Origin of the sequence: Roseateles chitinivorans (genome assembly GCF_002761755.1) — a bacterium.
Taxonomy (GTDB): Bacteria; Pseudomonadota; Gammaproteobacteria; order Burkholderiales; family Burkholderiaceae_C; genus Roseateles; species Roseateles chitinivorans.
Genome location: NZ_PEOG01000108.1, coordinates 1 through 11,743, shown reverse-complemented (window position 1 = coordinate 11,743; position 11,743 = coordinate 1). Strand labels below are relative to the sequence as shown.

The window sequence follows — 11,743 nt, the reverse complement described above, 5'->3', positions numbered from 1 at the left end:
CTCGGCCGCGGGCGCGGCGCCAGCGTCGGCGCCCTCCGTCGGGGCCGCGGCCGGCTTGCGGGTGCGCTTGGGCTTCGCGGGCGCTTCGGACGGCGTGTCCGCCGCAGCGGCGGTCAGCGTCTCGGGCTTGGAATCGTCGATTTCGTTGGAATTCATGTGTCGGCTTGCACCTTGTCAGCGGTGGACACGGCCCCTTCCCGGGGCGTCAAGTGGGCTCGGGGTTGACAGCCCCGGCCGGTGGTTCTTCACCCGGCTCGCGCGAGGCGGCCGGCTTGGATTCGTCTTCGATGGCGGCCTGCGCCGCCGCTTCGGGCAGTTCGGATGCCTGACCGTCACCCTCGGACGGCGGCGCCATGGCCGCCGTCGATTCAGTCGTTGCCGATTCAGTCGCCGTCGATTCGGCCGTCAGGGCCACCGGGGTGGCCTCATCCGGCTCGATCTCGACGACCACGTCGCCAGGCGGCTCCTCCAGCAGCGAGGCCTGCAACGCCCCGGCGATCGGCGTCGGGTCGCCGCCCTGGATCAGCGCCGGCAACTGCTCCAGCGAATGCAGCCCCAGGTCATCGAGGAACTGCTTCGTCGTCGCGAACAGCGCCGGCCGGCCCGGCGCCTCGCGATGCCCGATGACCTCGATCCAGTTGCGGTCCTCGAGCTGCTTGATGATCGGCGCCGCCACCATCACGCCGCGGATGTCCTCGATGTCGCCGCGAGTCACCGGTTGACGGTAGGCGATGATCGCCAGCGTCTCCAGCACCGCCCGCGAATACTTCGGCGGCTTCTCCGGATTCAGCCGGTCCAGATGCTCGCGCATCTCGGGCCGGCTCTGGAAGCGCCAGCCGGAGGACAGCGCGACCAGCTCGACGCCCCGCCCTTCCCACTCGCGCAGCAGCTCGTCGAGCAGCGACCGCACGCTGTCCGCATTGAGCTCGTCCACGAACAGCGAACGCATCTCGCGCAGCGTCAGCGGCGCCTGCGCGCACAGCAGCGCCGTCTCCAGGACCCGTTTGGCCTCCTGCGTGTCCATGGGCTCAGCTCATGACGCCGGCCTCGGGACCGGTCAAATCGGTGTGTTTCGCCATCTTGGGCGCCAGCGGTGGCAACGGGCCGCGCTGGACGGGTTCGATCTGCTTGCTTGGGAGCTCTTCGCTCCATCGGCCGCCGTTCAGTGGACGGTCCCGGCCGGTGGGACGGACGCCGCGTCGGTCCGCGGCCTGCGCTGCGGACGGGGTCGACTGCCGCCCCGCCGCCGTCTTGCGCACGTTCTCGCGCAAGAATTGGGGGCATTGTAGCGCGGGCGCGCGGACTCCTCTCAGAACACCGGATCGGGCAAACCCGCGACGCGCCAACCCGACGCCAGTTCCTCCGGCAACGGGGTCTCGAAGCGCATCGGCGCGCCGGTGATCGGATGCTCGAAACCGAGCCGCGCCGCATGCAGCGCCTGGCGCGGCACGCCGAGCGCTTCGGCGCCCCCGTACAGCGCGTCCGACACCAGCGGATGACCTCGATGCGAGGCATGCACCCGGATCTGGTGGGTGCGACCGGAGTGCAGCACGCAATGCAGCGCGGAGACGGTCCGGCCCAGGCCCCGGGCATCCTGCCATTCACCCTCGGCCAGCTTGAAGAAATCGGTGCGCGCCGGCTTGCCGCCTCCGACCACCGCCATGCGGGTGCGCGACTGGGGATCGCGGCCGATCGGCGCCTCGACGATCCACTCGTCCGGCGTGCGGCCATGGACCAGGGCGAGGTATTCGCGGTGGACCTCGCGCGCAGCGATCATCCGCACCAGCGCGGTCACCGCCGGCAGTGTCTTGCCGACGACCATCAGCCCGGAGGTGTCCTTGTCCAGGCGATGCACGATGCCCGCGCGCGGCAGCGTCGCCGCCTTCAGGTGATGGGCCAGCAGGCCGTTCATCAGCGTGCCGGACCAATTGCCCGCCGCCGGATGCACCACCAGCCCGGCGGGCTTGTTCACCGCGAGCAGGTGCTCGTCCTCGAAGACGATGTCCAGGTCCAGCGGCTCGGCGCGGAAGGCGAGCGCCTCCTCGGTCGGCACCAGCTCGACGGCCAGGCGCTGGCCCAGCTTGGGCTTGCGCGATGCCTGCGTGACGAGCTGGCCGTCCAGCGTCACGCAGCCGCGCTCGATCAGGCCCTGCAGGTGGCTGCGCGAGAACTCCGGCGCCAGCCGCACCAGCCACTTGTCCAGGCGCAGCGCGAGCTCGTCGCGGCCGGCCTCGGCCTCGCGGCGCTCGGGCGCGTCGATGCCCACCTCCTGGACGTCGTCGATGCCCTCGCCACCCGAGGCCTCGCCCGGGTAAAGCCTGCCCTCAGGCGCCGGGCCGTGGCCGACCTGAACCATATAATCGCCGCTCCAATTTCAGATGAGGGCCGCCGTCGCGCGCGCCCTGTGGACCATGATCGAGACTTGGGTGTTGCGCCGCCGGACCGCGGAATCTGTCGAGCCGTCCGGTACCTGGCGCGCCGCGTGGCGCTGCGCCGCGATGACCGCCGCGACCGCCGCCGTGCTGGGACTGGCGGCCTGTTCGTCGGCCCCCAAGGAGGACCCGAATTCCCAGGCCAACCTGGAGAAATTGTACGCAGAGGCCAAGGAGGACATGCTCTCCGGCTCCTACGACCGGGCGATCAAGACGCTGGAGCGCATCGAGGGCCGCGCCGCCGGCACGACCCTGGGCCAGCAGGCGCAGCTGGACCTGGCCTGGGCGAACTACAAGAGCGGTGAACGCGTGCAGGCCGTGACGGTGCTGGACCGCTTCATCAAGCTCAATCCGTCCAGCCCGGCGCTGGACTACGCGCTCTACATGAAGGGCCTGGTCAACTTCAACGACGACCTCGGCCTGTTCGGCCGCATCGCGCGCCAGGACATCTCCGAGCGCGACCAGCAGGCGGCGCGCGACTCGATGCAGGCGTTCAAGCAACTGGTCGAGCAGTTCCCCGAATCGAAGTACTCCGAGGATGCCCGCATCCGCATCGACTACATCACCAACAGCCTCGCGGCCTACGAGGTGCATGTGGCGCGCTACTACTACAACCGCGGCGCCTACCTGGCCGCGGCCAATCGTGGGCAGGCCGCGCTGATGGAGTTCCAGTACGCGCCGGCGCTCGAGGAAGCCCTGTTCCTGATGATGCAGAGCTACGACAAGCTCGGCATGACCCAGCTGCGCGACGACACCCGCCGCGTGCTCGTGGCCAGCTTCCCGGACAGCTCCTACCTGACGACGGGCAAGGCCAAACCCAAAGACAAAGCCTGGTGGCAGATCTGGTGACCAGACGCCCGCCAGACGTCGTTGCTCGGGGCCTTGCATAGCGCTGCTATGCGGCGGCCCCTCGCGCCTAGTCTGGCAGGCGTCTGGCCACCAGATCTCCATCGAAGTAGCAGTCGGTGGATCGAAGCCCGCTTTGAAGCGGGCTTCTCTGTTGGGGGCTATCGCGTGTCGTGCGTGGTCTTGAGCTCGGCGAGCCAGGCTTGGGCACTCGCCTCGTCGGGTACCTGCGTCATGGGAGGCAGCGCCTCGCGCAACCGCTTGCCGTAGTGCGAGCCGGCCAGACGGGGGTCGCAGACCACCAGCAGGCCACGATCGGACTCCGTGCGGATCAGGCGGCCCGCGCCCTGCTTGAGCGCGATCGCGGCCTCGGCAACGAAGTACTCCATGAACGGGTTGCGGCCCTCCGACTCGAGTCGCGCCACCCGCGCTTCGACCAGCGGATCGTTCGGCGGCGGGAACGGCAGCTTGTCGATCAGCACGCACTGCAAGGCATCGCCCGGCACGTCGATGCCCTCCCAGAAACTCGCCGATCCCACCAGCACCGACGCCGGCTGATCGATGAACTGCTGCAGCAACTGCCGCTTCGGCATGCTGCCCTGGACCAGCACCTCGATGCGGTGCCCGCCCTCCTCGAAGCGCTGACGCAGGACCTCGGCCACCGTCTGCAACTGACGCAAGGTCGTCGTCAGGATGAAGGTGCGCCCACCGAGCCGCGCCGCCAGCCGCGCCCCCAGCCAGCCGACCGACTCGCCGTGATCCGGCTCGGACGGCTTCGGGAAATGCCGCGGCACATAGAGCCGCGCGTGCGCCGCGTAATCGAACGGACTGCCCACACGCAGCGTGCGAGCCTCGCCAAGACCCGCCGGCTCGGTGAACCAGCTCAGCGCATCATCCTCGCCCAAGGTCGCCGAGGTGAAGATCCACGCCTTGGGCGTACTCGCAAGCGCTTCCTGCATCGCTTCCCGGATGTCCAGCGGCGACTCGATCAGGCGCACCTGGTGCGTGCCGACGTCGACCCAGCGCACCGCGCCCGCATCCGGCGCGCGCGCGAACAGCTGCGCCGTCTTGTAGAGCTCGACCGCGCGCTCATGCAGGCGCGCCAGGTCGGGCCCGACTTCCATGACCGTGGCCAGCGCGTCGACGCTGAACTCCACCGCCCGCGCGACCTCGCCCAGCGCCGCATCGAAATCGGCCCGGCCATCGCATTCGTTCCAGCGCAGCTTCAGCACGCCGCGCAGTTCGCGCCCACCGGCGCAGGCCAGCCTCAACGCGCGCGCGGCGCGTTCGACACCACCGGCGATCGCCTGCCACTCCTGCAGCCCGCGCGCATGCGCGAGTCCCTGCGCCAGCATGTCGCGCGCGAAGTCGAACAGCTGCGCGCTGCCCAGCATCCGGCCCAGGAAGTTCAGACCCGCCTCGGGCAGTTGATGCGCCTCGTCGAAGATCGCGACCTCGACGCTGGGCAGCAGCTCCGCGACGCCGCTGTCGCGCAGCACCAGGTCGGCGAAGAACAGGTGATGGTTGACGACGACAAGATCCGCCTCCATCGCCTCGCGCCGCGCCTTCACCACATGGCATTCGCGATAGGACGGGCAATCGGTGCCCAGGCAGTTGTCGCGCGTCGAGCTGACGATCGGGATCACCGGCGAGCGTTCGTCCAGGCCGTCGATCTCGGCGAAGTCGCCGGTGTGCGTGGTCATCGCCCAGCGCTCGATGCGCGCGAGCTGCGCGACCGCGCGTCGGTCCGGCAGCTCCGCGCTGTGGCGCGCCTGCTGCAGCCGGTGCAAGCAGAGGTAACTCCCTCGCCCCTTCAGCAACGCAGCGCGCAGCGGCAGCGCGAAGGTGTCGAGCAGCCTCGGCAGGTCGCGCATGAACAGCTGATCCTGCAGGCTCTTGGTCGCGGTGCTGATCAGGGTGCGGCCGCCGCTGAGCAGCGCCGGCACCAGGTACGCGAAGGTCTTGCCCACGCCGGTGCCGGCCTCGACCACCAGGGTGTCCCGTCCGGCGATCGCCTGCGCGACGGCCAGCGCCATGCGCTGCTGCGGCTCGCGCGGCGAATAGCCCGGGTCGTGGCGCGACAGCGGCCCACCCGTGTCGAAGGCCGCGACCACCGATTGCTCGAGCTCGCCCGGGCGCAGCGCCTCGGCCGCCGCGCGGGCGCGCGAAGCCGCCAGCGCCGGCGTCGCCTCGGCGGCGCCCCAGGGGGCATCGGCCATCAGGGCGTCGGTCGAGTCGTCGGTGTCGGGATCGTGACGGTCAGGCCGGCTCATCGGGATCACTGGCCCGCTCGAGCCGCGCGATCTCGTCGCGCAGGGCCAGGCGCTGCTTCTTCAGCCGGCGCAGCGTGAGGTCGTCGACCGGCGGCACGGCGATGCCGGTGCCTTCCCCGCCGATGTCGATCACGCGAAGCGTCGACGCGCCGATCAGCGCGTCGATGCGGCCATCCAGCTCGGCATGCGCGATGCGCAGTTCGATCAGACGTCGGGCTGGAGAGTGAAGTTGTTCATCCATAAACGGGGAACCACTCGGCCGGAACGCCGAGCCGCACGATTATAGTTTTGGGATGAGTCGCACTACCCCAGGCTTTCGCCTCAGCGCCGCCACCGGCATCCATCGCGGCGATCGTCTGTACCAGCAGGATCAGGTCCAGGTCATCGCCCATCCGCGCCAGAGCGGCTGCGTGCTCGGCATCGTCGCCGACGGCATGGGCGGCAAGAGCGGCGGCCGCAAGGCCGCCGACCAGGTCATCCTGACCGCCCAGCAGCTGTTCGAGCGCTTCGTCCCCGGCGAGGAGGACGAGGCCGAGCTGCTGCGCCAGATCGTCTCGGAAGCCCACCTGATGATCCGCCTGACGGCGATCTCGGCCGAGGAGGAACCGCACAGCACGCTGGCCGCCTACCTGCTTACGGCCGACCGCCGCTGCTTCTGGATCCACACCGGCGACTCCCGCCTCTACCACTTCCGCGGCCCCAACATGGTGACGCGCTCGCTGGACCAGTCCTACGTCCAGCGCCTGGTGGACGAAGGCCAGATCACCGAAGACGAGGCGCTGGTGCATCCGCAATCGAACCTGCTGACCGCCTGCCTGGGTACGGTGCAGGAGCCGACGCCGGTCGAGTCCTTCATCGAGCGCCTGGAGCACGGCGACAGCCTGATGGCCTGCAGCGACGGCCTGTGGCACTACTTCAGCCCGGCCGAACTGGGCACGGTGATGCACAGCCTGCCGCCGCGCGACGGCGCGGAGCTGCTGGTCAACAAGGCGCGCCAGCGCGCCAAGGGCACCGGCGACAACCTGTCGCTGGCCATCGTGCGGCTGGATCCGCTCGAGTAACACGCCCTCCGCAGCACCAATGAGAACGCCGGTCGATGACCGGCGTTTCGCTTCTGGCGAACCGGGCTGACCGCCTCGGCCGCTGCAACGTCGCCAGCGCCTTCAGCGCGTCTTCAGCGCTTGGGCAGCGCGCGGATGTCGGAGGCCGAGGGCGTCGGCAGATGGGCCGCCGGCGGCTTGGTGTTCTTGCCCGCCGGCGCGGACGCGGCGGACGCCGCCTTCTCCGCCTGCCGGACCTGCAGGTCAGCGGCCTTGCGCTGGCGCTCCAGCGCCTTCTGGCGGCGCTCCGCGGCCGCCTCGCGGCGCTTGGCGGCCTCGGCCCTGGCCTCCGCTTCCTGCCGCGCCTCGCGGCGCTGATGCAGCTCGGGATTCGCGCGCGGCGTGCGTGCGCCGGGCACCGCTGGCGCCGACGCCGGCTGGACCGCCTCCCGTACCGATTCGGTCTTGCGGCGCGCCTCGTCCTGAGCCGCCTCGCGTTCCTTCTCCTGGACGCGCTCACGGGCCGCGGCGCTGCGGCGCTGGCGCTCCTCGGCGTTGACCTGGTGCTCGACCCGGTCCAGCGGCCGCAGTTGCCGGATGCGCTCGTCCCGCGCCTCCTCCAGGCATCCGGTCACGATGAAGCGCTGGTTGCACTCCTTCACCCGGGCTTGGTAGGCCTGCTCGATCCGGGCGCGGGCGGCATCGATCTCGGCGCGGGTCATCTCCGCGGCATGGGCGGCGGGGGACACGGCATACAGCGCGACCAGCGCGATCGGCGCGACGGACGCGGCGGCGAGAACGAAGCGGAAAGTCATGGGCGCGATCATCGCATCCGCCAGCCCCCTTGCCGGCGAAGCCGCCGCCGGTGACTTCCCTACATCCCGCGGCGACAGGGCGACCCTGGCCCGCGCACACGCGCTCAGGTCAGCCGCGTGTCGACCTCGCGCCGCTCGAGCTCGAGGTACTCCTTGGACTGCATCTCCTGCAGCCGCGACACGGTACGGGGGAACTCGTGCGCGAGCGGGCCCTCGGTGTAGAGCTGCTCCGCGGGCACCGCCGCGGAGATGATCAGCTTCACGCGGCGGTCGTACAGGACGTCCACCAGCAGGGTGAAGCGACGCGCCTCGCTGGCCAGCCGCGGCGGCATCGCCGGCACGTTGGACAGGATCAGCGTATGGAACTGCGTCGCCAGTTCCAGGTAGTCGTTCTGAGAGCGCGGGCCGCCGCACAGCTCGGCGAAATCGAACCACACGACGCCCCCGGCGCGGCGCCGGGAACGGATCTCGCGGTGCTCGATGTGCAGCACCGGATCCTCGTCGCGGGCCTCGGCCAGCGATTCGAAGGCCGCCGTCAGCGCGCCCTCGGTGTCGGCGTTCAGCGGCGTGTGATAGAGCTCGACATGCTCCAGCGAGCGCTGCCGGTAGTCGGTGCCGTTGTCGACGTTGATGACTTCCAAGTTGGCCTTGAGCAGCTCGATCGCCGGCAGGATGCGGTCGCGATGCAGCCCGTTGGGATACAGGCCGTCGGGATGGAAGTTGGACGTCGTCACGATGGACACGCGGTTCTTGAACAGCGCATCCAGCAGCCGGTACAGGATCATCGCGTCGGTGACGTCGGCGACGTGGAATTCGTCGAAGCAGATCAGTCGGAAGCGCCGCGCGATGCGCTTGCCCAGCTCGTCCAGCGGATCCTGGATGCCCTTGAGTTCCTGCAGTTCGCGGTGGACCTCGCGCATGAACTCGTGGAAGTGCAGCCGGGTCTTGCGGGTCAGCGGCACGGCCTGGAAGAAGCAGTCCATCAGGAAGCTCTTGCCGCGGCCGACGCCGCCGAACATGTAGACCCCGCGTGGCAGCGGCGGGCGCACCAGCAGCTTGGTCACCGCATTGGAGCGCCGCGCCTTGTAGGCGGCCCATTCATCCTGGCAGCGTTGCAGCGCGGCGACGGCACGCAGCTGGGCCGGATCGGCGGTGTAGCCGCGTTCGGCCAGGGTCTGGTGGTAGAGCTCGGTGACGGTGGTCATGCGGCGAAGTTCAGGTCACGGGATCGGGATCGCGATCGGGAAATCGGGCGGAGTGCCCGCGCGCGTCGGCGCAAGAAAAAAGGGGCGACTCGCGCCGCCCCTCTCCTACGCGTCCGTGGCGCTTCGAGCCGAGGCTCAGAAGTTCAGCGTGCGCTTGTCCACGGCCAGGGCCGCTTCCTTGGTCGCCTCGCTCAGCGACGGGTGCGCGTGGCAGATGCGGGCGATGTCCTCGGCCGAGGCCTTGAACTCCATCGCGACGACGGCTTCGGAGATCAGTTCCGAGGCCATCGGGCCGATGATGTGCACGCCCAGGATCTCGTCGGTCTTGGCATCGGCCAGGAACTTGACGAAGCCGGTCGTGTCGCCCAGCGCGCGGGCGCGGCCGTTGGCCAGGAACGGGAACTGGCCCGCCTTGTAGGCCACGCCGTCCGCCTTGAGCTGCTGCTCGGTCTTGCCGACCCACGCGATCTCCGGGCTGGTGTAGATCACCCAGGGGATCGTGTTGAAGTTGACGTGACCATGCTGGCCGGCGATGCGCTCGGCGACGGCGACGCCCTCCTCCTCGGCCTTGTGCGCCAGCATCGGACCGCGCACGACGTCACCGATCGCCCAGACGTTGGGCAGGTTGGTCTTGCACTCGTCGTCCACGACGACCGCGCCGCGCTCGTCCAGCTTCAGGCCGACGGCTTCCGGATTCAGGCCGATGGTGTTGGCCACCCGGCCGATCGAGACGATCAGCTTGTCCACCGCCAGCGACTGCTCGGCGCCCTTCGCGTCCGTGTACTTCACGGTCACGCCGGACTTGCCGTTCTCGACGCCGGAGATCTTCACGCCCAGCTCGATGTTCAGGCCCTGCTTCTTGAAGACCTTGGCGGCCTCCTTGGCGACGGACTCGTCGGCGGCGCCCAGGAACGCGGGCAGCGCTTCCAGGATCGTCACTTCCGCGCCCAGGCGGCGCCACACCGAGCCCATTTCCAGGCCGATGACGCCGGAGCCGATCACGCCCAGCTTCTTGGGGACGGCCGGGATGCGCAGCGCGCCGTCGTTGGACAGGATGTTGACTTCGTCGAACGGGGCACCCGGCAACTGGCGGGCGTTGGAGCCGGTGGCGACGATCACATGCTTGGCGGTGATCGTCTCTTCCGTCGCGCCGGCGACCTTCACCTCATAGGCGCCGTCCTTGGCGGCCACGAACGAGCCGCGGCCGTGGAAGAACGTGACCTTGTTCTTCTTGAACAGGTAGAGGATGCCGTCGTTGTTCTGCTTCACGACGCTGTCCTTGCGACCGATCATCTTGGCGATGTCGATCTTCAGGTCATTCATCGAGATGCCGTGGTCGGCGAAGCCGTGGCCCGCGTGCTCGAAGTGCTCGCTGGACTGCAGCAGCGCCTTGGACGGGATGCAGCCGACGTTGGTGCAGGTGCCGCCGGGGGCGGGACCGCCCTTGTCGTTCTTCCACTCGTCGATGCAGGCCGCGTTGAAGCCCAGCTGGGCCGCGCGGATCGCCGCGATGTAGCCGCCGGGGCCGCCGCCGATGACGACGACGTCGAATTGCTTGCTCATTTCTGAATTCTTTCGAGTCTGAAAATACCTTGATACCCGACAGCGCCGATGAGTTCGGCGGCCGGAACGTCGATGCGCCTGGCGATCTCGAAGTCTTCGCGCTCGGACCCGCTCACGGAACAGAAATGCTCGACCAGCCAGTCGATCCCGTTCGCCGGGTCAATCAGAGGATGCGTCCCGCGCTCCCGTGAACAGACTGCGGTAAGCGGCTCGCCGGACGGGTTCCTGCAGATCACCGCCAGATCGTTTTGGTAGCAGTCCAGCGCCGGACGTGCAGACGCAAACAGCGCATCCAGTTTCGCCCGCCCGATATCGGCGACCTTCACAAAATACCGATCGCTGACCGGTCGTGAGGATTGCACGTGCCATCGGCAATCCGCCGCCGATTCGGCCGGCATCCCGTCCAGCACTTCGCGGTCCTGTGCCGGGACGCCCGACAGCACGATGCGCAACTCGGGGAGCGGCCCGCCACCATGCGTCTTGACCCACGACATCCGGTACTCGCCCTCGATCGCGCATCCGAACACAGGCGGGAGACACGCGAAAACGCCGAGGGCAGCTGCCCCCAATGTCTTCGCCGTGATCCGCCTCGCGTCCATCAGATGTCGAACAGCAGACGTGCCGGATCTTCCAGCGCATCCTTCATCGCGACCAGGCCCAGCACGGCCTCACGGCCGTCGATGATGCGGTGGTCGTAGGACATCGCCAGGTAGTTGATCGGACGGATCACGATCTGGCCGTTCTCGACGACGGCGCGGTCCTTGGTCGCGTGCACGCCCAGGATGGCCGACTGCGGCGGGTTGATGATCGGGGTCGACAGCATCGAACCGAAGGTGCCGCCGTTGGAGATCGAGAAGGTGCCGCCGGTCATCTCCTCGATGCCCAGCTTGCCTTCCTGCGCCTTCTTGCCGAACTCGGCGATCTTCTTCTCGATGTCGGCGAAGCTCATCTGGTCCGCATTGCGCAGGATCGGCACCACCAGGCCGCGCGGCGAGCCGACGGCGATGCCGATGTCGAAGTAGCCGTGGTAGACGATGTCGTTGCCGTCGACCGAGGCGTTCAGCACCGGGTACTTCTTCAGCGCGTGGACCGCGGCCTTGACGAAGAAGCTCATGAAGCCCAGCTTCGTGCCGTGTTCCTTGGTGAAGCTGTCCTGGAACTTCTTGCGCAGCTCCATCACCGGAGCCATGTTCACTTCGTTGAACGTGGTCAGGATGGCATTGGTCGATTGCGACTGCAGCAGGCGCTCGGCGATGCGGGCGCGCAGGCGGCTCATCGGCACGCGCTGTTCCGGACGATCGCCCAGGTTGACCGCGGCCGGGGCAGCCACCGCCGGCAGCGGCTTGGCGGCCGGCGCGGTCGGGGCCTGCACCGGGGCCGGGATCGCGGCCGGCTTGGCGCCGCCTTCGATCGCACCCAGCACGTCGCCCTTGGTCACGCGGCCATCCACGGACGGCGTTTCTGGCCGGGCCGCATCAGCAGCGCGTGGTAGTGCGCCAGGTCCGCCACCGGATCGTGGGCGGTGTCGTCGATCAACAGCAGCACGCCTTCGCATTGCTCCAGCAGGAT

At 69.0% G+C, this 11,743-nt stretch carries 11 protein-coding genes; 2 read left to right on the top strand and 9 right to left on the bottom strand.

The window, feature by feature from the left end; all coding sequences use genetic code 11:
- Positions 1 to 205: 205 nt before the first annotated feature.
- The gene (gene scpB / locus CS062_RS23845) at positions 206 to 1,024 is read right to left on the bottom strand and encodes an SMC-Scp complex subunit ScpB (RefSeq protein WP_099864247.1); all 819 of its coding nucleotides are present in this window, start codon (positions 1,022 to 1,024) and stop codon (positions 206 to 208) included.
- A gap of 285 nt (positions 1,025 to 1,309) precedes the next feature.
- On the bottom strand, positions 1,310 to 2,356 hold the full coding sequence (locus CS062_RS23835) for an RluA family pseudouridine synthase (RefSeq protein ID WP_099864245.1): 1,047 nt from the start codon (positions 2,354 to 2,356) through the stop codon (positions 1,310 to 1,312).
- 142 nt (positions 2,357 to 2,498) lie between these two features.
- Between CS062_RS23835 and CS062_RS23830 the strand changes: the two genes are divergently transcribed.
- The gene (locus CS062_RS23830; protein WP_099864250.1) at positions 2,499 to 3,281 is read left to right on the top strand and encodes an outer membrane protein assembly factor BamD; all 783 of its coding nucleotides are present in this window, start codon (positions 2,499 to 2,501) and stop codon (positions 3,279 to 3,281) included.
- Between the two features lie 158 nt (positions 3,282 to 3,439).
- Here CS062_RS23830 and yoaA read toward each other — a convergent pair whose 3' ends face one another.
- A complete protein-coding gene (gene yoaA / locus CS062_RS23825; protein ID WP_233218233.1) occupies positions 3,440 to 5,551 on the bottom strand; it encodes a DNA repair helicase YoaA in 2,112 nt (703 codons plus the stop codon).
- Positions 5,538 to 5,792 (bottom strand): YdcH family protein, encoded by a 255-nt coding sequence (locus tag CS062_RS23820; RefSeq protein ID WP_099864244.1) that lies wholly within the window; start codon positions 5,790 to 5,792, stop codon positions 5,538 to 5,540. Before CS062_RS23820 ends, yoaA begins: the two co-directional genes overlap by 14 nt.
- A 52-nt stretch (positions 5,793 to 5,844) precedes the next feature.
- On the opposite strand from CS062_RS23820, the gene CS062_RS23815 reads away from it, so the two are divergent.
- Positions 5,845 to 6,612: a PP2C family protein-serine/threonine phosphatase gene (locus CS062_RS23815; RefSeq protein ID WP_099864242.1), complete on the top strand. Its 768-nt coding sequence runs from the start codon at positions 5,845 to 5,847 to the stop codon at positions 6,610 to 6,612.
- Between the two features lie 113 nt (positions 6,613 to 6,725).
- Here CS062_RS23815 and CS062_RS23810 read toward each other — a convergent pair whose 3' ends face one another.
- The 5 genes from CS062_RS23810 to odhB form a co-directional block, all read right to left on the bottom strand.
- Positions 6,726 to 7,406 carry a hypothetical protein gene (locus CS062_RS23810; RefSeq protein ID WP_143742486.1) on the bottom strand — a complete coding sequence of 227 codons (681 nt, stop codon included), beginning with the start codon at positions 7,404 to 7,406 and terminating at the stop codon, positions 6,726 to 6,728.
- A 104-nt stretch (positions 7,407 to 7,510) separates the two neighbouring features.
- The gene (gene zapE / locus CS062_RS23805) at positions 7,511 to 8,611 is read right to left on the bottom strand and encodes a cell division protein ZapE (RefSeq protein WP_099864239.1); all 1,101 of its coding nucleotides are present in this window, start codon (positions 8,609 to 8,611) and stop codon (positions 7,511 to 7,513) included.
- A gap of 135 nt (positions 8,612 to 8,746) precedes the next feature.
- Positions 8,747 to 10,174 carry a dihydrolipoyl dehydrogenase gene (lpdA, locus tag CS062_RS23800; protein ID WP_099864238.1) on the bottom strand — a complete coding sequence of 476 codons (1,428 nt, stop codon included), beginning with the start codon at positions 10,172 to 10,174 and terminating at the stop codon, positions 8,747 to 8,749.
- Positions 10,171 to 10,668 carry a hypothetical protein gene (locus tag CS062_RS23795; RefSeq protein WP_143742485.1) on the bottom strand — a complete coding sequence of 166 codons (498 nt, stop codon included), beginning with the start codon at positions 10,666 to 10,668 and terminating at the stop codon, positions 10,171 to 10,173. Before CS062_RS23795 ends, lpdA begins: the two co-directional genes overlap by 4 nt.
- Before the next feature lie 104 nt (positions 10,669 to 10,772).
- The coding region (gene odhB, locus CS062_RS23790) for a 2-oxoglutarate dehydrogenase complex dihydrolipoyllysine-residue succinyltransferase (protein ID WP_233218232.1) at positions 10,773 to 11,743 on the bottom strand (971 nt) is incomplete at its 5' end.

What these genes read in the sequence shown, in the direction of transcription:
- scpB (WP_099864247.1), bottom strand. Translation starts at nt 1,024, where the DNA reads ATGGACACGCAGGAGGCCAAACGGGTCCTGGAGACGGCGCTGCTGTGC.
- CS062_RS23835 (WP_099864245.1), bottom strand. Translation starts at nt 2,356, where the DNA reads ATGGTTCAGGTCGGCCACGGCCCGGCGCCTGAGGGCAGGCTTTACCCG.
- CS062_RS23830 (WP_099864250.1), top strand. Translation starts at nt 2,499, where the DNA reads ATGACCGCCGCGACCGCCGCCGTGCTGGGACTGGCGGCCTGTTCGTCG.
- yoaA (WP_233218233.1), bottom strand. Translation starts at nt 5,551, where the DNA reads ATGAGCCGGCCTGACCGTCACGATCCCGACACCGACGACTCGACCGAC.
- CS062_RS23820 (WP_099864244.1), bottom strand. Translation starts at nt 5,792, where the DNA reads ATGGATGAACAACTTCACTCTCCAGCCCGACGTCTGATCGAACTGCGC.
- CS062_RS23815 (WP_099864242.1), top strand. Translation starts at nt 5,845, where the DNA reads ATGAGTCGCACTACCCCAGGCTTTCGCCTCAGCGCCGCCACCGGCATC.
- CS062_RS23810 (WP_143742486.1), bottom strand. Translation starts at nt 7,406, where the DNA reads ATGACTTTCCGCTTCGTTCTCGCCGCCGCGTCCGTCGCGCCGATCGCG.
- zapE (WP_099864239.1), bottom strand. Translation starts at nt 8,611, where the DNA reads ATGACCACCGTCACCGAGCTCTACCACCAGACCCTGGCCGAACGCGGC.
- lpdA (WP_099864238.1), bottom strand. Translation starts at nt 10,174, where the DNA reads ATGAGCAAGCAATTCGACGTCGTCGTCATCGGCGGCGGCCCCGGCGGC.
- CS062_RS23795 (WP_143742485.1), bottom strand. Translation starts at nt 10,668, where the DNA reads ATGTCGTGGGTCAAGACGCATGGTGGCGGGCCGCTCCCCGAGTTGCGC.